The following is a 20,080-nucleotide window of genomic DNA, read 5'->3' as shown; positions in this document are numbered from 1 at the left end:
GGACTGACGGACGCACGGCGCGCGTCCGGATATCGTGGGATGAGAGGGGCCTGATGGTCCTGCGACGCTGGAGCCAGGACGCGCGTCTTTCACTGGCACGCCTGCCGTCGCTGGCCGGGTTGGGCCGCGTCCCGCCCCAGCCGGTCCATGCCGTTCGCGACCTGTGGCCGGGCGATGCGGCATCGGGCGCGCGGCTGCTCCGCGGCAGCCTGTCTCATGCCGGCGTCACGCGGCCGATCGGCCCGGGCCGGTGGGAGGACCCGTCCTACCCCGAGCGCTTCCGGGCCTGCCTGCACGGATTCGCCTGGCTGCGCGACCTGCGCGCGGTCGGGACCGATTCGGCGCGGCTGCAGGCGCGGGCGCTGGTCGATGACTGGCTGTCCCATCCGCCCAGCGACCCGATGGTGCGTGACTGCGCCGTGACGGGCACGCGGCTGGCGTCGTGGCTGGGCCATTACGATTTCTTCGCCGCTTCCGCCGATGACGGGTTTCGCCAGCGCCTGATGCAGCGCCTGCTGGCGGAAGGACGGACGATTGCCGCCCTGATGCCGCCCGAATCGCATGACTGGCGGGCGCTGGCCGCGTTCAAGGGCCTGCTGGCGGCGGCGATCGCCATGCCCGACCATAGCGGCTTCCTGGTGCGGTTCCGGCGCTATATCGACGCCGAACTGGAACGGCAGATACTGCCGGACGGCTGCCATATCCAGCGCAGCCCGGAAATCCAGTTCCTGGTGCTGCGCGAACTGGCGGAAATGCACGCGATGCTGCACGCCGCGCAGATCGCCCCGCCCATGGCCCTGACCCTGGCGCTGGATCGGATGAGTCCCGTTCTGCGCGCGATGCGGCATGGCGACGGCGGGCTGGCGCTGTTCAACGGCAGCCACACGGGCAATGTCGCGATGATCGAGACGGTGCTGTCGCAGGCGACGCGCACGCGCGTGGTGGCCACCGCGATGCCGGACGGCGGCTTCATCCGCCTGCAGGTCGGCCGGTCGCTGCTGCTGGTGGACGCGGCCCCCCCGCCGCCGCCCGGCTTCGATGAAGATGCCCATGCCGGCACGCTGTCGTTCGAATTTTCGGTGGCGCGGCGGCGGGTGATCGTCAATTGCGGCGCGGGCGAGGGGCCGGAATGGCGACGGGCCCTGCGCGAAAGCGCGGCCCATTCCCTGCTGGTTCTGGAGGATACCTCGTCCTCGGACTTCGCGCCGCAGGGCGGAATCCTGCGCCGGCCGGTCCATGTGACGGCCGAACAGGTGGCCCAGGACGGCGCGCATTGGCTGGACCTGTCCCATGACGGCTATCACGCGCCGTTCGGCGCATCCTGGCGGCGGCGCCTCTATCTGGGAAACGGGGGCGAGGACCTGCGGGGCGAGGAAATCGTCGAGGGCGAGCGCCAGCAATCCTTCGTGCTGCGCTTCCACCTCCATCCGTCGGTCGGTGCGGAATGGGATGCCGATGCCCAGATCGTCATCCTGGACGTCGGCGGCCAGATCTGGAAATTCCGTGCCGACGGCGGCAAGGTCGCGGTCGAGGAAAGCGTCTATTGCGGCGGAACGACCCCCGAGCGCAGCCGGCAGCTCGTCGTCCGGGTGCGTCCCGGCGACCATGCGGACGAAGATCAGGCAGAGGACAATCAGGCGGATACCGATCAGGCGGATAAGGAGCCGGCGGATGAAGGCCGGACAGATGAGGATCGGGCCGCCCGGGACCATGCGGATGAAGACGGGCCGGCCCGGAACGCCGACACCCCTGACGCGGCCCCCCCGGCGAAGCCCGTGCCCCAGGCCGAGAGCGGCGAGCGTACACGCCAGGTCGTGCGCTGGGCGTTGATGCAGATGGAAGGGTAGGGGCGCGCCACGCGGTCTGGTGGCCCGGAACCGGGTATGAAAATTCTCGAAATCACCAATGTCGATTTTTCGCTGCGGCACTTCCTGCTGCCGCTGATGCGGGGCCTGCGCGCCGATGGGCACGAGGTCGTCGGCGTCTGCGCGGACGGTCCCCTGCTGGCCGATGTGCGCGGCGAGGGATTCCGCGTCGAGACGGTGCCGCTGGTCCGATCCTTCTCGCCCCTGGCGCAGATGCAGGCGCTGATCGCGCTGGTCCGGCTGATCCGGGAGGAAAAGCCGGACATCGTCCACGCCCACATGCCGATCAGCGGCCTGCTGGGCCGCCTGGCGGCGTGGCTGTGCCGCGTGCCGTGCGTGGCCTATACCTGCCATGGCTTCCTGTTCAACCAGCCGGGGCCCGCCCCACGGCGCGGTCTGGCGCTGGTGCTGGAATGGCTGGCCGGGCGGATCACCGACCGGTATTTCACCGTATCGGTGCAGGAGGCCGAGGACGCCCGGCGCCTGAAGATCCACCCGGCGCCGCTGGCGGTGGGCAATGGGCGCAACCCCTCCCTCTTCCAGCCCGATCCCGAGGCACGGCGGCGGATTCGCGCCGAACTGGGGGTGGCGGAAGGGGCGGTGGTCATCATCGCCGTGTCACGGCTGGTGCGGCACAAGGGCTATCCGGAACTGCTGAAGGCGATGGAGCAGGTGTCCGGCGCGATGCTGTGGGTGGTGGGCGAACGCCTGGAGTCCGACCATGGAGAATCGCTCGATTCGTGCTTCGAGGAGGCGCAGCGGGTACTTGGCGCGCGGCTGCGGTGCCTGGGCTATCGCGAGGACGTTCCGGCCCTGCTGGCGGCGGCGGATATCTTCACCCTGCCCAGCCATTTCGAGGGACTGCCGATGTCGGTGATCGAGGCGATGCTGACCGGCCTGCCGGTGGTGGCCAGCGATATTCGCGGCCCGCGCGAACAGGTCGTGAACGGCCGTACCGGGCTGCTGGTTCCCCCGGGCGAGGCCGTGCCGCTGGCGCGCTCCCTCGGCTGCCTGGTCCGCGACCCGGACCTGCGCTATCGGATGGGCGAGGTCGGGCGTGAGAGGGCCCGCGCCCGGTATGACGAGGACATCGTGGTCGGCCGCACCAAGATGGCCCTGCTGGCACCCGGGACGACGCCGACCGACGATGCCGGCTGACCGCCGTCCCGGTCAGGGCCGGGTACTGCTGCCGTTACTGCTGCTGGCCGGGACCGGCCGGCCCGCCCATGGCCTGCATCAGGGCCTGGGCTTCCTGGGGGGAATTGCGGATCAGGGCGACGTTGGCCGGGTTCGGGGTGGGGGCGTGCGCGCCGGGCGGCGGCGGCTGCTGGATCAGGGCTTCGGTCAGGCCGAAGGTCGTGATGCCCATCACGAAGTCGCGCGGGGTGAAGCCATGGGCGGCCAGGATCGGCGCCAGGCCGGGAATGGCGGCCGTCCGGTCGATCGTCTGGGCCAGCGACAGGTTCGGCGCGTTCGGCGGCGCGATGTTGGCGGCCTGGACGGCACGGACCGTCGCGGTCATGCGCGGCAGGAAATCGTTGGGCAGGCGGTACTGCGCCGCCGCCTCCATGTCACGCTGGAAGGCGGCCTGCTCCGCCGCGGTCGGCTGGCCCTGCTGGGGCGCCTGCTGTTGCGCCATGGCGGACAGGGGAAGGGACACGGCCAGCGCCGCCGCGAGGATGATCAGTCGCGTTTTCATACTTTGTTGACCCACTCACCATGTTTCATCAGGGGTTCGCACGCGCCATCCTGGGTGATGGCGGTCACGTCGATCTCGGCCGAGCCGATCATCCAGTCGATATGGATGAAGCTGCTGTTGGCGCCACGGGCCTGGATCTGCTCGGGCGTCTGGTTCTCGGTATCCAGCATGCATTTCGTGTAGGCCTGGCCCAGCGCGATATGGCTGGACGCGTTTTCGTCGAAGAGCGTGTTGCGAAACAGCACGCCGCTCTGCGAAATCGGCGAGGAATGCGGCACCAGCGCCACCTCGCCCAGCCGGCGGGCGCCCTCGTCGGTGTCCAGGATGCGTTCCAGCACCTCCAGCCCCTCGGTCGCATGCGCTTCGACGATGCGCCCGTCGGCGAAGCGGACCGCGATGCCGTCGATCAGCGTGCCCTGGTGGAACAGGGGCTTCGTCGCGCGGACATAGCCCTCGACCCGCCGCGCGTGCGGCGTGGTGAAGACTTCCTCGGTCGGGATATTGGGGTTGCACACGATGCCGTTGCGCGCCGGTTCCGACCCGCCGGCCCAGGCATGGCCGTCCGCCAGCCCCACCGTCAGGTCCGTACCCGGCCCGGTGAACTGCAGCGCCGCGAACCGGCGCTCGTTCAGCCAGTCGGCGCGGCGGTGCAGCGTGTCGTTATGCTCGACCCACGCCGCCACGGGGTCGTCCACCGTGACGCGGGACGCCAGGAAGATCGCGTCCCACAGCCGGGCCAGCGCCCTGTCCGGGGCATCGTCGGGGAACACCTGCGCGGCCCAGGCCGGGGTGGCGCAGGCGACGATGTTCCAGTTGACGGCGAAATTGGTGATCAGTTCCATCGCCGGGCGGCCGGCCAGCGAACTGGCCTTGCCGGCGCGGGCGACGCGGTCCGGGTCTTCCCCGGCCAGCAGGGTGGGGTTGCCGCCGGTCACGGCCATCCGCGCGGCGCCCTGGCGATAGGCGTTGGCCATGCCGTCCTGCAGCCAGCCGGCCGCGACGTCGAAGGACGCATCCGGGGCGTGGCGGAATCGCGCCAGCGTCATCTCGTCGTCCGAGAAGAACGGCGTGACCAGCGACGCGCCGGCGCGATAGGCGTGTTCGGTGATGCGGCGCACCAGCGGAACCGCGTCCAGCGACGCGGTGATCAGCAATTGCTGGCCCGGCGCCAGGTTCAGTCCGGTTCGGACCGCGACCTCGGCCAGCCGGTCCAGCAGGCCGTCATGGGACGATGCGGAAGTCATGAAGCCGTTCATCCTGTCATCTCAGTAGGTTCATTCTAGCCTGATCGCTTCGGACGGGATAGGCAACAGGTAGGCACCGGAATGGGCCATGTCAGGTAGGGGACGGATGAATATCGAACCGACGCGCCTGTGCGTGATGGATGACATACGCGACGGACCGCGCCGCGTCGTGGTGGAAGGCGAAGGGCTGGTGGTGTGGATGGCGGCCGATGGGCAACCCCGCGTCTTCGCCGATCGCTGCCCGCATCGCGACGCCCGCCTGTCGGCCGGTCATGTCGAAAACGGGCGCCTGCTCTGTCCGTTCCATCTCTGGGCGTTCGACGAATCGGGCCATTACGTCGGGCCCGACGGCGTGGCCGACCCGACCTGCGCGGTGCCGGGCGTGCCGGCGGACGTCCGTGACGGCGCGGTGTGGATCAGCCGCTTGCCTGTTCGCGATCCAGCCAGGTGCGAATCACCGTAAGGACATAGGCCCGTTCGGGGGCGTCCAGTTCGCGGCCGCGCGCCAGGCCGTGCCATTTTTCCAGGCAGCCGCGACAGCAGGTAGCGGTGGCGTGCTGGGCGACGAAGACCGGGTGCCCGCGCCAGGGCGTCTGGCGCCCGTCGCGGGCGGGACGCGCGGGGGCCAGGCGGCGCGCGATGAAATCCGCGGCGTGGGTCATCACGGTCGCCATGCCCTTGTCCGTCAGATAGGCGCGGTCCTTCGGGTCCAGGTGAAAGCGCGCGCGGAAGGCCGAGCGCGCAAGGCGCTGCCACAGCGCGTCCGGCACGGGCGGGGGCGGCGCAGGCGGGTGCGCGGCGTCGTCGGGCCCGGCCGCGGCAGCCATCAGGCGGGCGTCATCACGCGGGCCGCACCAGGATATGGTGCTTGCGTCCCGACGACAGCTTGATGGCCCCGTCCGCCAGGTCCGTCGTGGTGATCACCTGGCCTTCATCCTGCACCGCGACGTCGTTGATCCGCGCGCCGCCGCCGCGAATCAGGCGCCGCGCCTCGCCATTGCTGGCGGCCATGCCGCTTTCGACGAACAGGCGGAAGGCGGGAATGCCCGCCGCCAGCAGGTCGGCGGCGATCGTCGTGCCGGGCAGGGCGGCGGGCGCGGCCCCGTCCTCGAACGTGCGGCGAGCGGCCTCGGCGGCGGCATCGGCTTCGGCGCGGCCGTGGCACAGGGCGGTGGCCTCGGTCGCCAGGACCTTCTTCGCCTCGTTGATCTCGGTGCCGCCCAGGGCCGCCAGCCGGTCGCATTCCGCGATGGGCAGGTCGGTGAACAGGCGCAGGAACCGGCCGACATCCGCGTCATCGACGTTGCGCCAGAACTGCCAGTATTCGAAGATCGGCAGCCGGGACGCCGACAGCCAGATCGCGCCGCGCGCGGACTTGCCCATCTTGGCCCCGGACGCGGTGGTCAGCAGCGGCGTCGTCAGGCCGAAGACCTGCTTCTGGTCCGTCCGGCGCACCAGGTCGATGCCCGATACGATGTTGCCCCACTGGTCCGATCCGCCCATCTGCAGGGTGACGCCCTGCGTGCGGCTCAGTTCACGGAAATCGTAGGATTGCAGGATGGAATAGTTGAATTCCAGAAAGGTCAGCCCCTGTTCGCGCTCCAGCCGCGACCGGACCGAATCGAAGGCCAGCATGCGGTTGACCGAAAAATGCACGCCCACGTCGCGCAGCAGGTCGATATAGGACAGCCTGTCCAGCCAGTCGGCATTGTTGGCCAGCCTGGCCCCGGCCGCGCCGTCGAATTGCAGGAACTGGCGCAGGCAGCCCTCGATCCCGCGCAGGTTCGCCGCGATCGTCTCGTCCGTCATCAACTGGCGGGCTTCCTCGCGGAACGAGGGATCGCCGATCTTCGCCGTGCCCCCGCCCATCAGGGCCACGGGCCGATGCCCGTGCTTCTGCATCAGGCGCAGCATCATGATCTGGATCAGGCTGCCGACATGCAGGCTGTCGGCCGTGGGGTCGAATCCGATATAGCCCGCCGCCGGCCCCGCCTGCAGGGCGGCATCCAGGGCGTCGATGTCCGTGCACTGGAAGATGAAGCCGCGCGCTTCGGCTTCCTGGAGGAATTCGCTTTTAGGCATAGTCGGGTACTCTCTGGCGGGCCGGCCTGTCGGGGACATGTCCCGACAGGCCTTAGCATGCCCGCCTTGCGAGATGAAGCATGCCCGCCTTGCGAGATGAACCCGGGGACGGGGTCAGTCGGCCGCCAGCGCCAGCGCGCCGCGCGCCATGATGGTGCCGACATGGTCTTCCAGCGCCTCGGCGACCTGGTCGGAATGGTGGGCGAAGACATGGTCCGCGCCGGCAAAGATGCGGTAATCGACCGCCACGCCCTTCTGCGTGTTCAGCTTGTCGACCAGCTTGCGGACCGCGGGTTCGGGCACCAGCTCGTCGGCCTCGCCCGCGATCATCAGGCCGCCGCAGGGGCAGGGGGCCAGGAAGCCGAAATCGTAATGATTGGCCGGGGGGGCGACGCTGATCCAGCCGGTGATTTCCGGCCGGCGCATCAGCAACTGCATGCCGACGAACGCGCCGAACGAATAGCCCGCGATCCACAGCCCGCCGGCGTTCGGGTTGACCATCTGCATCCAGTCCAGCGCCGCGGCGGCGTCCGAGATTTCCCCGATGCCGCCGTCATAGCGGCCTTGCGACCGGCCGACGCCCCGCGAATTGTAGCGCATGACCGAGAAACCCATTTTCTCGAACGAGCGGTACATCGCATAGGTGATGCGGTTGTTCATCGTGCCGCCATGCAGCGGATGAGGATGGAGGACCAGCGCGAGCGGCGCATTCGGCTCGCTCGAATGATGGTAGCGTCCTTCCAGGCGGCCGTCAGGGCCGGCGAACATGACCTCAGGCATTCGTATCCCGCGATATGGATTCCGCGCCCCAGGGCATGGCGGCGGAATCGTTACTGTCACGGCCTGCGGATGACGATGCCCCGTCATCCCTCGGCAAAGAAAACAAGCGGCCCTTCGCGGAATCCCAGACGGGATGCGCGACCGGGCGTTCGGTCCACGTCAAAACCAGGTCACGTCGGCGTTGCCGTATCTCCCCGCGATCAATGAAACGCGATCGACGGGGATGGCACCGCCATCACTCCTTTTTATTGTGAAGCAAGCCCTGTGCTGATCAAAATGCCGGTTCGTCAGGCGTGGAATGCGTTTCCATCAGCCGTCGGAAGCGGGCGGGGGAAGTCAGGAGGGGCGGAAGCGAGGGGGGCGGTTGACTTCCAGCAGGACAGGACCATAGTTCAGTATCCCTTCTTCAGGCCCCAGCGCGCCCTGTCCGGCGCGGTCGCGTCGGGCGGGATCGTGCATCCGGCCATGAAAAAATCTTCGTCCGCCGGACCGGTCATGCGCTGACCGGCCAGGCTGCGGACCGTATATAGCGATCCAAAATCGCCAATTGCCATATAAATCGTGTTTAGGTCGCGCCGCGCGACCCGGAATTCGGACAGAAGCGCGCATCGTGGGGCAAGGACGGACGCGCAGGGTGGAGGTCATGGATCGCGATTTTTTCTATTTCGATGCCAACGCGTCGGAGCCCGCGCGTCCCGCCGCGCTGGACGCCATGGCCCGCGCGGCCGCGATCACCGGCAATCCGTCATCGGTCCACCGGGCGGGGCGGCAGGCGCGCGCGATCCTCGAATCCGCGCGGGAACGGCTGGCCGCGCTGTTCGGCGCGCGGGCGGATAATTGCGTCCTGACCTCGGGCGGGACCGAGGCCAACCTGTTGGCGATCGCCGGACTGGGCGGGGGCCGGCGCATTCTGGCCTCGGCCGTCGAACACGACGCGGTGCGGGCCGCCGTGCCGGCCGGCGCGGACCTGATACCCGTGGATGGGCAGGGCGTGGCGCGGCTGGAGGTGCTGGAGCAATGGCTGGTCGAAGCGGACGGCCCCCCGCCGCTGGTATGCCTGATGCTGGCGAACAACGAGGTCGGGACGATCCAGCCGGTGGCCGAGGCGGTGCGGATCTGCCACGCCCATGGGGCGCTGCTGCATGTCGATGCCGTGCAGGCGGCGGGACGGATACCCATCGACCTGGGCGCGCTGGGTGCCGACAGCATGGCGATCTCGGGCCATAAATTCGGCGGCGTTAAGGGCGCGGGGGCCCTGCTGCTGGCCGGGGAGGCGACGCGGGCGCTGCCGCCGATGATGGCCGGCGGCGGGCAGGAGCACGGCCGGCGCGGGGGCACGCCTGCCCTGCCGGCCATCGCGGCGATGGCCGAGGCGGCCGGGGACGCGGTGGCGGCCCTGGCGGGTGGCGGGGACGGACGCGCCGATCCCACGACGCTGGCACGGTGGCGCGACGCGATCGATGCGGCGGCGCGTGCCGCCGGTGCCGTCGTCTGTGGCGGCGACGCGCCGCGCCTGCCCAACACCACGTCCCTGGCCCTGCCCGGTCGTGCGGCGCAGATCCAGTTGATCGCGCTGGACCTGGCGGGATTCGGCGTATCGGCCGGGTCGGCCTGTTCGTCAGGCAAGGTCGCGCGGTCGCATGTGCTGCAGGCGATGGGCCACGGGTCGCTGGCCGGCGAGGCGATTCGCGTCTCGCTGCCCTGGACGGTGCGCGAGGATGACGTGACGCGCTTCATCGCCGCCTGGCGTGCGATGGCGGCCCGGCTGCCGGCGCGTGCGAGATCGGAACGAACGGAGGTCCACGTATGACGGACGGGCGCGAACTCTATCTGGACTACCAGGCCACCACGCCGTGCGATCCGGCGGTCGTCGCGGCGATGATGCCGTGGTTCGCCGAATCGTTCGGCAATCCCCACAGCGCCGATCACGCGCTGGGCCGCCGGGCCTGGGACGCGGTCGAGCAGGCGCGGGCCGAGGTCGCCGCCCTGCTGGGTGCCGACGCGCGGGAAATCGTCTTCACCTCCGGCGCGACCGAGGCCAACAACATCGCCATCAAGGGGGCGGTGCGCCATCTGGCGGCCCGGGGCGACGCCCGGCGGCGCGTCGTCACCGTGGCCACGGAACATAAATGCGTGCTGGAATCGGTGCGCGACCTGGCGGCGGAAGGGTTCGATCCGGTGGTGCTGCCGGTCGCGCCCGATGGGCGGCTGGACCCCGGGACGCTGCGCGCGGCGCTGGCGGTGCCCACCCTGCTGGTCAGCATCATGGCGGCGAACAACGAGACCGGGGTGCTGCACGACATGGCCGCCCTGGCCCCCATTGTGCGGGCGGCGGGCGCGCTGCTGCACAGCGACGTGGCGCAGGCGGCGGGCAAGGTGGCGCTGGATGTCCGGGCGATGGACCTGGACCTGGCATCGGTGTCGGCGCACAAGCTGTACGGGCCGAAGGGGGTGGGCGCGCTGTATGTCCGGCGGCGGCCCCGGGTGCGGCTGGCGCCGCTGTTCTCGGGCGGCGGCCAGGAACGCGGACTGCGCTCGGGCACGCTGCCCACGCCGCTGCTGGTGGGGTTCGGCGCCGCGTGCCGCATCGCGCGGACGGTCAGGGTCGAGGAGGCACGGCGGATGGCGGCGCTGCGCGACGGATTCCTGGAGCGCATGGAGGAGGGCGTTCCCGGGATCGTGGTCAACGGGTCGATGGCGCACCGCCTGCCGGCCAACCTGAACCTGCGCTTTCCCGACGTGCGGGCGCTGGACGTGATCGCGCATGCGCCGGAACTGTGCGTATCCACCGGATCGGCGTGCTCGTCGGCCGAACTGGTGCCGTCCTATGTGCTGACGGCGATGGGGCTGAGGGCCGAGGACGCGGCACGAAGCTTGCGTCTGGCGGTGGGACGCTATACCTCAGCCGCCGATATGGATCGTGCGGCCGCGATCCTGTGCCGGGCTGTAGCGGATGCGCGCCGGGCTGAACGGGGGGCGGCCGCGCGCGCCGCCCACGACGATACGGCCAGGACAGCAGAATGCCGCATATGATTTTCATCGAGAGTGACGGAACGCGCCGCGAGGTCGACGCGCCGGTCGGTCTGTCGGTCCTCGAGATCGCGCACAAGCACGGGGTGGACCTGGAAGGCGCCTGCGAGGGATCGCTGGCCTGCGCCACCTGCCACGTCGTGGTCGATCCCGACTGGGCCCCGAAGCTGGCCGCGCCGACCGAGGACGAGGAAGACATGCTGGACCTGGCATTCGGCCTGGAAAAGACGTCGCGCCTGGGCTGCCAGATCGTGATGACCGAGGCACTGGACGGGCTGGTCGTGCGCCTGCCGCACAAGGCCTGAGAAAGACGGGGGAACCAACTCATGCGGATCATGGTCGCCATGTCCGGCGGCGTGGACAGCAGCGTGGTCGCCGCGCGCCTGGTGGCCGAAGGCCACGAGGTCGTCGGCGCGACGCTGCAGCTCTATGATTCGCGCGAGTCCGCCCGCAAGGGCGCCTGCTGTGCCGGACGCGACATCCATGATGCGCGCCGCGTGGCCGACCGGCTGGGTATCCCCCATTACGTGATCGACGCGGAAACACGCTTCCGCCAGAGCGTGATCGAGACCTTCGCCGACGCCTATGCCGGCGGCGAGACCCCGGTACCCTGCGTGGCCTGCAACCAGGGGGTGAAATTCACCGACCTGCTGGGCATGGCGCGCGACCTGGGGGCAGAGGCGATGGCGACCGGCCATTACGTCCGCCGGATCGAGGGGCCGGACGGGGCCGAACTGCACCGCCCGGTGGATGAAGGCCGGGACCAGTCCTGGTTCCTGTTCGCGACCACCCGCCGGCAACTGGAATTCCTGCGCTTTCCGTTAGGCGACATGCCGGACAAGGCCGCCGTCCGGGCCGAGGCCGAGCGGTTCGGCCTGTCCGTGGCGGCCAAGCCCGACAGCCAGGACCTGTGCTTCGTGCCCGACGGGTCCTATGCCCGGGTGGTCGAGGCGCTGCGCCCCGAAATGGCGGGCGAGGGCGAGATCGTGGATGGATCGGGCCGGGTCGTCGGGCGGCATGACGGCGTGACCCGCTTCACGGTCGGGCAGAGCCGCCGGCTGGGCGATGCCGCGATGCGTGACGGCGCGCGCCAGATGGTGGTGGGCATCGACCCCGCTTCCCGGCGCGTGGTGATCGGGCCGCGCACCGGCAGCGCCGTGCGCGACCTGTCGCTGCGGGACATGAACTGGCTGATCGACCCGCCCGAGGGGGACCTGCGCTGCCTGGTCCAGATCCGCGCGCGCGAAGCCGCGCGGCCCGCGACGGTGCGGCGCACGGCGGACGGCGCCTCGGTGACGCTGGACGAAGCCGCGATGCCGGCCCCCGGGCAGGCCTGCGTGCTATATGACGGCAGCCGCGTCCTGGGCGGCGGCTTCATCCGGCGGCGCGAGATGGCGGGCGCGGCGGCCTGAACGGCAGGACCGCGCGTAAGGGACGAAGGATGGGTGGTATGGCGGACGGCAGACTGATCATCGGCACCAGACGGTATTCGTCCTGGTCGCTGCGCGGCTGGCTGGTCGTGCATCTGGCCGGGCTGGATGTCGAGGAGGTCCTGATTCCCATCGCCGGGGGCGGCGGCACCGCCGGGATCAAGGCGGTTTCGCCCAACGGGCTGGTGCCGTATCTGGAACATCGGGGCGCGCGGGTGTGGGAAAGCCTGGCGATCGGGGAATATTGCGCCGAGATCGCCCCCGCGCTGTGGCCGGCCGATCGCGTGGCCCGCGCCCACGCCCGCAGCATCGCGTCGGAAATGCATGCCGGATTCCGCCCGTTGCGCATGGCCATGCCGATGAACCTGGGCCGCCAGGCGCGGCCTTTGGCGGCGCCCCTGGCGGACGATGTGCTGGGGGACATCGCGCGGATCGACGCCATCCTGTCGGAAACCCGCGCGGCGTTCGGGGCGGGCGGCCCCTATCTGTTCGGCGCCGGCCTGACCGTCGCGGACGCGATGTATGCCCCGGTGATCGCCCGGTTCCTGTCCTATGGCGTGACGCTGTCGCCGGTGGCGGCCGAGTACGCGGCGGCGCTACGCGCGCATCCGCTGGTCGTGCGCTGGTATGACGAGGCGGCGCGCGAGCCCGCCGCGTGGCAGCTCGACCGCTACGAATCCATTTCCTGACGGCCTGGTGGCGCCGGTCGTCACCGTGCTGCCGCCGCGAGAGCGCTTCGCGCCGGGGCAGGCGGGGGCGATCAGCCTGCTGGTGCGCCGGCTGGCGGACGTGGGCGACGTGGTCGTCGGCACGGCGGTGGCCGCGCCGTTCGACGGCGTGACCTTCCGGCCGGCGGTGCCAGGCCTGTGGCCGCCGGCCTGGATCGCGGGGGGGGCGGGACGCTACGCCGCCGCCGTGGCGCGGATCGTGCGCGCCGTGCGCCCGGCGCTGGTCGAAATCCATAATCGCCCGGACGTGGCCTGGGCGCTGGCCCGGCGGTTTCCCCGCCTGCCGATGATGCTGGTGCTGCATAACGACCCGCAGGCGATGCGGGGCGCGGCCTCGCCGGGGGGGCGGGCGGCGATCCTGCGGCGCATGCGGGTGGTCGCGGTGTCCGGCTGGGTCCGGGGGCGGTTCGTCGCGGGCCTGCCCACCGGGGCGGGGGTCGACGTGGTCCCGAATTGTATCGACCTGGCCGGGCTGCCGCCCGCCCTGCCGCCGGCCGGGCGGGACCGGACGATCCTGTTCGCCGGCCGCGTGGTGGCGGACAAGGGGGCGGATGCCTTCGTCGCGGCGTGCGGCGCGGTGCTGCCCGACCTGCCGGGATGGCGGGCGCGGATGATCGGCGCGGACCGGTTCGGCCCCGATTCGCCGGACACGCCGTTCCTGGAGGCGTTGCGGCCCCTGGCGCGGGCGGCAGGCGTGGACATGGCCGGCTACCGGCCCCATGACCGCGTGCTGGCCGAAATGGCCCGTGCCGCCATCGTCGTGGTGCCCAGCCGCTGGCCGGAACCGTTCGGCCTGACGGCGCTGGAAGCCATGGCCTGCGGCGCCGCGCTGGTCGCATCCCCCCGCGGCGGGTTGCCCGACCTGGTGGGGGATGCCGGGCTGCTGGTCCCGCCGGACCCGGAAACCGGACTGGCGGATGCGATCCGCGACCTGGCCCGTTCGGCGGACCGGCGGGCCGACCTGTCGGCGCGGGGGCGGGCGCGGGCGCGGCTGTTCGACTGCGCGGCCGCCCGGACCACGTTGCGCGGCCTGCGCCGGGCCGGCATCGCCGCCGGCGGGGCAGGCCCCGGCGCCTGACCGGCCGCCACTTTCCTGCCGCCGGGGGATGGGACCGGCGGGCGGGTGGGCCTATATGCAGGAACGAATGGATACAGGGACAGGAGACGACATGTCTGAAACCCAAGCGGCGCTCCAGCCGAAAGACGGTGATGGGCTGGTGCCGGTGACGGTGCTGACGGGCTTTCTCGGCGCGGGCAAGACCACGCTGCTCAACCATATCCTGACGGCGGAGCACGGGCGCAAATACGCCGTGGTGATCAACGAGTTCGGGGAACTCGGCGTGGACAACGACCTCGTGGTGGATGCCGACGAGGAAGTGTTCGAGATGAACAACGGCTGCATCTGCTGCACCGTGCGGGGCGACCTGATCCGCATCCTGGGCAGCCTGATGAAGCGACGCGGGAAGTTCGACGGCATCATCGTGGAGACCACCGGCCTGGCCGACCCGGCACCCGTGGCGCAGACCTTCTTCGTCGACGAGGACGTGCGCGGCAAGACGCGCCTGGACGCCGTCGTGACCGTCGTGGACGCGATGAACGTGCTTCAGACGCTGGACGAAAGCCCCGAGGCGGTGAACCAGATCGCCTTCGCCGACGTCATCATCCTCAACAAGACCGACCTGGTGGACGAGGCCGCGATCGCGGCCATCGAATCGCGCATCCGGTCGATCAACGCGGTGGCGCGCCTGCACCGGGCCCAGCGCGGCGACGTCGCGCTGACCGACGTGCTGGACCAGGGCGGCTTCGACCTGGCCCGCGCGCTGGAGCACGCGCCGCGCTTCCTGGAGGACACCAGCCATTCGCACGAGGAAAACGTGACCTCGATGTCCTATGTGATGGAGGAACCGCTGGATGCGGCGAAGTTCCAGGCCTGGATCGGCGCGTTGCTGCAGGAACAGGGGGCCGACATCCTGCGCGCCAAGGGCATCCTGAACTATGCGGGCGAGAACCGGCGCTTCGCCTTCCAGGCCGTGCACATGATGGCCGATGGCGACTTCATCGGTCCGTGGAAGGAAGGCGAGGCCCGCGAATCCCGCCTGGTCTTCATCGGCCGCAACCTCAACCGCCCGCGCCTGCGTCGCGGCTTCGAAAGCTGCCGCGCGCAATGAGCGGCGCGGGGATGGCCGGCAACGCGCCGGCGGGACTGCTGGAGACGCGCGGCGCGGTAAGGATGATCGACGGCCATGTCACCGGTTGTGTCGCCTCGCGTGACAGCCGGCAGTTCGCCTTTGCCACCGCCGAGGGCGACATCGTGCTGGCGGCACGCGAGGATTTCGCAAACGCCGCCGTATGGCAGGTGCAGACGGTGCATGACGGGGCGATCCTGTCCCTGGCGCCGAATGCCGCCCCGGCGGGGTTCCTGACCGGGGGCGACGACAGCACGCTGCGTCGGATCGGCGCCGATGGCGCGGTCACCGACCTGGTGCGTGGCCGCCGCTGGGTCGAGCATGTGAGCAGTTGGGCGGACGGAAAGTCCGGCGTGATCGCGTTCGCGTCGGGCAAGCAGGTGGAACTGCGCGACGCCACGGGGGCGACGACCCTGAAGGTGCTGGAGCACCCCTCGACCGTCAGCGGCATCGTGTTCGATGCCAAGGGCAAGCGGATCGCGGCCTCGCATTACAATGGCGCGTCGCTGTGGTTCGTCCATGCCAAGGTCGATACCCCCCGGCGCCTGGAATGGAAGGGGAGCCATACCGGCATCGCGATCCATCCGGGCGGCGAGGCGCTGGTGACCAGCATGCAGGAAAACGACCTGCATGGCTGGCGCCTGTCCGACGGGCACAACATGCGCATGAGCGGCTATCCGCACAAAGTGCAGTCCATGGCGTTCTCGCGCACCGGCAAATGGCTGGTGACCAGCGGGGCGGACAGCGTGGTGATGTGGCCGTTCTTCGGCGGCGGCCCGATGGGCAAGCCGCCGTCGGAACTGGCAGGGGTGCCCGGTGTCATCTGCCGGCGCGTCGCCTGCCATCCGGTGCACGAGATCGTCGCCGCGGGGTTCGAAGACGGCACCGTGCTGCTGGAGGATGCGGCGGCGCAGCGGGTATTGCCGGTACGCGGCGCCGGTGGCGGCGCGATCTCCGCCCTGGCCTTCACCCCCGACGGCTGCGCCCTGGCCTTCGGGACCGAGGACGGGGGGATCGGAATCGTCGATCTGGCGGCACGCTAAGGGGCAGGGGGCAGGGGGCAGGGGGCAGGGTCGACGGACTGTCTCCCCTGCCATTCCCTCCCGGAGCTTGAATTTTCGACTGTGCGCCGATAGGTGGAATAGTATGGAATTCATCCCTCCCTTTCCGCCCCGTCCGAAGACATCGCTGTCGGTATTCGAGCTGTTGCGGAGAGGAACGCAAAACTTCCTGAATATATGGGAAGAAAAGGCATTCGAATACCAGACGATGTCGATGCAGGTTCTGGCCCGGCAGGTCTTCATCTGCAACAGTCCGGACACCGTCCGTCACGCCTTCATCACCCGTGCCGAGAATTTTCAGCGCAAGAGCCCGCAGATACGCAACGCCCTGTCGCCGCTGCTGGGTGACGGGCTGTTCGTCAGCGACGGCGAGACCTGGAAGCAGCGGCGACAGATGGTCTCGCCGGTGCTGCACACCTCGCGCATGGACCAGTTCGCCCCCGCGATGGTCGAGACCGTCGGCGAACTGGCCGACAGATGGGCCGCCCTTCCCGACGGGGCGACCTTCGACGTGCTGAAGGTCATGGCGCAACTGACGGCGGAAATCATCTGCCGCGCGGTATTCGGCCGGACGCTGGGGGCGGAGCATGCGCGCGAGGTGGCGGAAGCCTTTACCGAATACCAGAAATATGTCGATCAGAGCGATCTCGCGTCGTTCGGCCTGCCATCCTGGGTTCCGCGCCGGAACGGGGCCAAGACCCGCCGCGCGACGGCCCGGATTCACGCTGTCCTCGACGGGATCATCGCTGATCTTCAGCGCACCGAGGATGATGGCTCGGTCATCCGGATGCTGATGCGCGATGGGGTGCTGGACGCCACCGCGCTGCGGAACGAGGCCGCCGTCATCTTCCTGGCCGGGCATGAAACCACGGCCAACTGCCTGTCCTGGGTGTGGTACCTGCTGTCGCAGGCGCCGGAGGTCGAGGCCCGCCTGCACGAGGAACTCGATACCGTCCTCGGTTCGCGGGCACCGACCTTCGCGGATGTGTCGCAACTGGTCTATACGCGTGCCATCGTCGAGGAGACCCTGCGCCTCTACCCGCCCGTGCCCCTGCTGGCGCGGGAGGCGAAGGAGGACGACACCATCCGCAGCCGCAAGGTGAAGGCCGGCGCGCTGGTCATGGTGGTGCCGTGGCTGCTGCACCGGCACCGTCTCTACTGGCGCAAGCCCGACCATTTCATGCCCGAGCGGTTCCTGCCCGGCAGTCCGGATGCGCCGCAGAAATATACCTACGTGCCGTTCAGCATCGGCCCGCGGATCTGTCCCGGCCTGTCCTTCGGGCTGGTCGAGGCGATCATCTGCCTGGCCTCGCTGGCACGCGGCACGACGTTGCGCCTGGCGCCCGGCGCGGTGGTCGAGCCGGTCTGCCGCCTGACCCTGCGCCCCGGCGACACCCTGCCGATGACGGTGTGGAAGCGCACGGCCGCCGCCGGGACTCGACCGGTCCCGGCAGGCGCGTCGGCCCAACGCTGTCCGGTCCACCACGGCTGAGCGCTCGCGCGCAGGATCTCGTCAGACCCGTTCCGGCGCGGCGGGGCCGGGGACGATCGCGGCCCGGGGCGGGGCGGCGGTTTCCTCGGCCGGCGGGGGGGCATGTTCCACCACATCGAGGAATTTTTCGGCCAGCGCGCTGTAGAGCGACTGGCTGCAGACCGTGCGCGACACGGCATAGGCCAGGAACGACGTCGCCAGCAGCGCCAGCGTCACCTGCTGGTTGTCCGACATTTCCATCACGATGACGGTGGCCGTCAGCGGAGCCTGCACCACCGCCGAGAAATAGGCGACGGTGCCCAGCAGGACGACCGCGCCGGGCGTCGTATGGGGCAGGAACTGCGCGATCCACCCGCCGATGCCCGCCCCGATGGCCAGCGACGGCGCGAACAGTCCCCCCGGAATGCCCGAGCAGTAGGACACGATGGTGGCGATGTATTTCAGGATGAAGAACGACGCCGGATAATGGGTCTGGCCCGTGATGATCTCGCGCGCCTGTAAATAGCCCGTGCCGTAGGTGATGCCCCCCGATGCCACGCCCAGGACGGCCAGTACCAGGCCGCACGCGGCCGCGAAGGCCACCGGCCGGCGGCTGACGAACTGCCCCAGCACGCCCGGCAGGCCGGCCGAGGAGCGGATCAGGATGGCCGAGAACGCCCCGCCGCTGACCCCGCCCAGGATACCGCAGGCCAGCACCGCGATCCAGCTTATGCCGATCGGCACCACGACGTCGGTATGGCCGAAATAGGTATAATTGCCGACCAGCGCGATGGCGGTGACGCCCGACAGGATAACGCCGGTCAGCATCGTGCCGCTGGTGCGCTGCTCGAAGGAATGGCTCAGTTCCTCGATCGCGAACACGATTCCGCCCAGCGGCGTGTTGAAGGCCGCCGACACGCCCGACGCGCCGCCCGCCAGGATCAGCCCCCGGCGCATCCCCACCGCCGACAGGTTCAGCCAGCGGCCGAACGCATGCATGATCGCGGCGCCCACCTGCACGGTCGGGCCCTCGCGGCCGATCGATGCCCCGGCCAGCAGGCCCAGCGTGGTCAGCAGGATCTTGCCGAAGGCGATGCGCAGCGACAGCAGCCGGTCGACCACCGCGAAATCGTCCAGGTGCAGGGTCGCGATCGTCTGGGGAATGCCCGATCCCTGGGCGCCGCGAAACCAGGTGCGGGTCAGCCAGGTGGACAGCGCCAGCCCCGCCGGGGTGATCGCCAGCATGATCCACGGGTCCCAGTGGACCAGGCGCGTACGCAGGGCGGCGGCGGCGTCGGCGGCGGTGGCGAAGCCCACGGCGACCAGCCCCACGACGATGGCCGCGGCCCAGTACACGATCTTGCGCCGCCACTGCGCCGTCGTGACCCGGGCGGATCGGCGCAGGTGGCGCATATGGCGGATGCGCAGTTCGGTCAGGTCGGTTTTCATCATTCTCGCCCGAGGCAGGCCAGGCCTGCCCGGATGGGGGCTGCGGGTCGGTTCGGGGCCATCCGTCCCTTTAGCGCGGATTGTCCGGCGGGTTCCAGCGGAACCGCCATGCTAGCCCTGTTTCAGGATGAGGGCAGGATTGCCCGGGGCGCGGGGGCCGGCGGAACCGCAATTCCCTCATGCTTGGCCTTGCGCTCGGGCTCGACATGGATGTGGATCAGCGCCTGGCCGATCTCGGCGCGCAGGGCGGCCTCGATCCGGTCGCAGATCTCGTGGGCAGCGTCCACGGACATGGCGCCGGGAACCACCAGATGAAATTCCACGAACGCCATGGCGCCGACGATGCGCGCCCGCAGGTCGTGCGCCTCGATCGCGCCGGTGGCGTTGCTGGCGATGACGTGGCGGATATCGGCCAGGGTGTCCGCATCCGGGGCCTCGTCCATCAGGCCCGCGATCGAACGGCGCATCATCTCCCAGCCGACGCGCAGTACGTTCACCGCGATCAGCGCGGCCAGGGCGGCATCCAGCCAGGCCTGCCCGGTCAGCGGGATCAGGACGAAGCCGGCGACCAGCCCGACCGTGGTCCACACGTCGGACATCACGTGCTGGCCCGCTGCGATCAGGGTCGGCGATCGCCGCGCCCGGCCGGACTGCAGCAGCACGATCGCCCAGGCCAGGTTCAGTACGCCGGCCGAGCCGTTCAGCGCGATGCCCGACAGCGGCGCGTGCGGCAGAACCGGATGCTGCCAGTCGATCCAGGCCTCGCGCCCGATGGCCAGCGCGGTCATCAGTACCAGCACGCCTTCGGCCACCGCCGACAGGTATTCCGCCTTGTAATGGCCGTAGGTGTGGTTTTCGTCGGGCGGCAGGCTGGCGACGCGTAGCGCCCACAGGCCGGCCAGGGCGGCGACGACGTTGATGATCGTCTCGATCGCATCGGAATAGAGCGCGATCGAGCCGGTGACGCGCCAGGCGGCGTATTTCAGGCTCAGGGCGACCAGGCTGACCCCCAGGCTGGTCCAGGCCAGGGCGTTCTTGCTGATATGCGGCATGGG

General features: G+C 70.1%; 19 protein-coding genes. 12 read left to right on the top strand and 7 right to left on the bottom strand.

The genetic code is table 11. From position 1 onward, the window contains the following. The first annotated feature begins 53 nt into the window (after window positions 1–53). Both GDIA_RS03070 and GDIA_RS03065 read left to right on the top strand, forming a co-directional pair. Window positions 54–1,847 (top strand): heparinase II/III domain-containing protein, encoded by a 1,794-nt coding sequence (locus GDIA_RS03070; RefSeq protein ID WP_012226335.1) that lies wholly within the window; start codon window positions 54–56, stop codon window positions 1,845–1,847. 36 nt (window positions 1,848–1,883) lie between these two features. Further along, complete coding sequence (locus GDIA_RS03065; RefSeq protein ID WP_012226333.1) at window positions 1,884–3,023, top strand: glycosyltransferase family 4 protein; 1,140 nt, start codon at window positions 1,884–1,886, stop codon at window positions 3,021–3,023. A gap of 34 nt (window positions 3,024–3,057) precedes the next feature. On the opposite strand, the gene GDIA_RS03060 is transcribed toward GDIA_RS03065, so the two are convergent. Beyond that, the gene (locus tag GDIA_RS03060) at window positions 3,058–3,564 is read right to left on the bottom strand and encodes a hypothetical protein (protein ID WP_012226331.1); all 507 of its coding nucleotides are present in this window, start codon (window positions 3,562–3,564) and stop codon (window positions 3,058–3,060) included. After that, complete coding sequence (locus GDIA_RS03055) at window positions 3,561–4,808, bottom strand: aminopeptidase (protein ID WP_012553248.1); 1,248 nt, start codon at window positions 4,806–4,808, stop codon at window positions 3,561–3,563. Before GDIA_RS03055 ends, GDIA_RS03060 begins: the two co-directional genes overlap by 4 nt. 106 nt (window positions 4,809–4,914) lie before the next feature. On the opposite strand from GDIA_RS03055, the gene GDIA_RS03050 reads away from it, so the two are divergent. Then, window positions 4,915–5,271, top strand: coding sequence for a Rieske 2Fe-2S domain-containing protein (locus GDIA_RS03050; RefSeq protein WP_012553247.1), 357 nt, complete (start codon window positions 4,915–4,917; stop codon window positions 5,269–5,271). Here GDIA_RS03050 and GDIA_RS03045 read toward each other — a convergent pair. The 3 genes from GDIA_RS03045 to GDIA_RS03035 form a co-directional block, all read right to left on the bottom strand. Next, the gene (locus tag GDIA_RS03045) at window positions 5,225–5,635 is read right to left on the bottom strand and encodes a DUF4186 domain-containing protein (protein WP_012226325.1); all 411 of its coding nucleotides are present in this window, start codon (window positions 5,633–5,635) and stop codon (window positions 5,225–5,227) included. The two genes, GDIA_RS03050 and GDIA_RS03045, sit on opposite strands and share 47 nt — an antisense overlap. 13 nt (window positions 5,636–5,648) lie before the next feature. Next, a complete protein-coding gene (gene tyrS, locus GDIA_RS03040) occupies window positions 5,649–6,890 on the bottom strand; it encodes a tyrosine--tRNA ligase (RefSeq protein ID WP_012553246.1) in 1,242 nt (413 codons plus the stop codon). Between the two features lie 114 nt (window positions 6,891–7,004). After that, window positions 7,005–7,670, bottom strand: a complete 666-nt coding sequence (locus GDIA_RS03035) for an alpha/beta hydrolase (RefSeq protein ID WP_012226321.1) — start codon at window positions 7,668–7,670, stop codon at window positions 7,005–7,007. Between the two features lie 643 nt (window positions 7,671–8,313). On the opposite strand from GDIA_RS03035, the gene GDIA_RS03030 reads away from it, so the two are divergent. The 9 genes from GDIA_RS03030 (at window position 8,314) to GDIA_RS02990 (ending at window position 17,597) form a co-directional block, all read left to right on the top strand. Beyond that, window positions 8,314–9,480 carry a cysteine desulfurase family protein gene (locus GDIA_RS03030; RefSeq protein WP_012553245.1) on the top strand — a complete coding sequence of 389 codons (1,167 nt, stop codon included), beginning with the start codon at window positions 8,314–8,316 and terminating at the stop codon, window positions 9,478–9,480. After that, on the top strand, window positions 9,477–10,703 hold the full coding sequence (locus GDIA_RS03025; RefSeq protein ID WP_012553244.1) for a cysteine desulfurase family protein: 1,227 nt from the start codon (window positions 9,477–9,479) through the stop codon (window positions 10,701–10,703). The genes GDIA_RS03030 and GDIA_RS03025 overlap by 4 nt, the downstream gene beginning before the upstream one ends. After that, window positions 10,691–11,005, top strand: a complete 315-nt coding sequence (locus GDIA_RS03020) for a ferredoxin family 2Fe-2S iron-sulfur cluster binding protein (protein WP_012553243.1) — start codon at window positions 10,691–10,693, stop codon at window positions 11,003–11,005. Before GDIA_RS03025 ends, GDIA_RS03020 begins: the two co-directional genes overlap by 13 nt. Before the next feature lie 21 nt (window positions 11,006–11,026). Further along, entirely contained in the window at window positions 11,027–12,112 is a 1,086-nt protein-coding gene (mnmA, locus tag GDIA_RS03015) for a tRNA 2-thiouridine(34) synthase MnmA (RefSeq protein WP_012553242.1), read from the top strand. Window positions 12,113–12,150: 38 nt separating this feature from the next. Next, a complete protein-coding gene (locus tag GDIA_RS03010; RefSeq protein ID WP_012553241.1) occupies window positions 12,151–12,819 on the top strand; it encodes a glutathione S-transferase in 669 nt (222 codons plus the stop codon). Between the two features lie 7 nt (window positions 12,820–12,826). Further along, window positions 12,827–13,936 carry a glycosyltransferase family 4 protein gene (locus tag GDIA_RS03005; RefSeq protein ID WP_012553240.1) on the top strand — a complete coding sequence of 370 codons (1,110 nt, stop codon included), beginning with the start codon at window positions 12,827–12,829 and terminating at the stop codon, window positions 13,934–13,936. Between the two features lie 91 nt (window positions 13,937–14,027). Continuing rightward, window positions 14,028–15,026: a CobW family GTP-binding protein gene (locus GDIA_RS03000; protein WP_012553239.1), complete on the top strand. Its 999-nt coding sequence runs from the start codon at window positions 14,028–14,030 to the stop codon at window positions 15,024–15,026. A gap of 11 nt (window positions 15,027–15,037) precedes the next feature. Continuing rightward, window positions 15,038–16,087 carry a WD40 repeat domain-containing protein gene (locus GDIA_RS02995; RefSeq protein WP_012553238.1) on the top strand — a complete coding sequence of 350 codons (1,050 nt, stop codon included), beginning with the start codon at window positions 15,038–15,040 and terminating at the stop codon, window positions 16,085–16,087. Window positions 16,088–16,190: 103 nt separating this feature from the next. Next, window positions 16,191–17,597 carry a cytochrome P450 gene (locus tag GDIA_RS02990; protein ID WP_012553237.1) on the top strand — a complete coding sequence of 469 codons (1,407 nt, stop codon included), beginning with the start codon at window positions 16,191–16,193 and terminating at the stop codon, window positions 17,595–17,597. 21 nt (window positions 17,598–17,618) lie between these two features. On the opposite strand, the gene GDIA_RS02985 is transcribed toward GDIA_RS02990, so the two are convergent. Further along, window positions 17,619–18,989 (bottom strand): chloride channel protein, encoded by a 1,371-nt coding sequence (locus tag GDIA_RS02985; RefSeq protein WP_043459160.1) that lies wholly within the window; start codon window positions 18,987–18,989, stop codon window positions 17,619–17,621. A 158-nt stretch (window positions 18,990–19,147) separates the two neighbouring features. After that, window positions 19,148–20,077, bottom strand: coding sequence for a cation diffusion facilitator family transporter (locus GDIA_RS02980; protein WP_012226296.1), 930 nt, complete (start codon window positions 20,075–20,077; stop codon window positions 19,148–19,150). Between the last annotated feature and the right edge of the window lie 3 nt (window positions 20,078–20,080).

The organism is Gluconacetobacter diazotrophicus PA1 5 (assembly GCF_000021325.1).
Taxonomy (GTDB): domain Bacteria; phylum Pseudomonadota; class Alphaproteobacteria; order Acetobacterales; family Acetobacteraceae; genus Gluconacetobacter; species Gluconacetobacter diazotrophicus.
This window is presented reverse-complemented; position numbering and strand designations above follow the sequence as displayed.

Coding starts and splice junctions, on each gene's coding strand:
- GDIA_RS03045 (WP_012226325.1), bottom strand. CDS start 5,635: ATGGCTGCCGCGGCCGGGCCCGACGACGCCGCGCACCCGCCTGCGCCG.
- GDIA_RS03020 (WP_012553243.1), top strand. CDS start 10,691: ATGCCGCATATGATTTTCATCGAGAGTGACGGAACGCGCCGCGAGGTC.
- GDIA_RS02995 (WP_012553238.1), top strand. CDS start 15,038: ATGGCCGGCAACGCGCCGGCGGGACTGCTGGAGACGCGCGGCGCGGTA.
- GDIA_RS03050 (WP_012553247.1), top strand. CDS start 4,915: ATGAATATCGAACCGACGCGCCTGTGCGTGATGGATGACATACGCGAC.
- tyrS (WP_012553246.1), bottom strand. CDS start 6,890: ATGCCTAAAAGCGAATTCCTCCAGGAAGCCGAAGCGCGCGGCTTCATC.
- GDIA_RS03060 (WP_012226331.1), bottom strand. CDS start 3,564: ATGAAAACGCGACTGATCATCCTCGCGGCGGCGCTGGCCGTGTCCCTT.
- GDIA_RS03025 (WP_012553244.1), top strand. CDS start 9,477: ATGACGGACGGGCGCGAACTCTATCTGGACTACCAGGCCACCACGCCG.
- GDIA_RS02985 (WP_043459160.1), bottom strand. CDS start 18,989: ATGCGCCACCTGCGCCGATCCGCCCGGGTCACGACGGCGCAGTGGCGG.
- GDIA_RS03010 (WP_012553241.1), top strand. CDS start 12,151: ATGGCGGACGGCAGACTGATCATCGGCACCAGACGGTATTCGTCCTGG.
- GDIA_RS03030 (WP_012553245.1), top strand. CDS start 8,314: ATGGATCGCGATTTTTTCTATTTCGATGCCAACGCGTCGGAGCCCGCG.
- GDIA_RS03070 (WP_012226335.1), top strand. CDS start 54: ATGGTCCTGCGACGCTGGAGCCAGGACGCGCGTCTTTCACTGGCACGC.
- GDIA_RS03055 (WP_012553248.1), bottom strand. CDS start 4,808: ATGACTTCCGCATCGTCCCATGACGGCCTGCTGGACCGGCTGGCCGAG.
- GDIA_RS03035 (WP_012226321.1), bottom strand. CDS start 7,670: ATGCCTGAGGTCATGTTCGCCGGCCCTGACGGCCGCCTGGAAGGACGC.
- mnmA (WP_012553242.1), top strand. CDS start 11,027: ATGCGGATCATGGTCGCCATGTCCGGCGGCGTGGACAGCAGCGTGGTC.
- GDIA_RS02990 (WP_012553237.1), top strand. CDS start 16,191: ATGGAATTCATCCCTCCCTTTCCGCCCCGTCCGAAGACATCGCTGTCG.
- GDIA_RS03000 (WP_012553239.1), top strand. CDS start 14,028: ATGTCTGAAACCCAAGCGGCGCTCCAGCCGAAAGACGGTGATGGGCTG.
- GDIA_RS02980 (WP_012226296.1), bottom strand. CDS start 20,077: ATGCCGCATATCAGCAAGAACGCCCTGGCCTGGACCAGCCTGGGGGTC.
- GDIA_RS03065 (WP_012226333.1), top strand. CDS start 1,884: ATGAAAATTCTCGAAATCACCAATGTCGATTTTTCGCTGCGGCACTTC.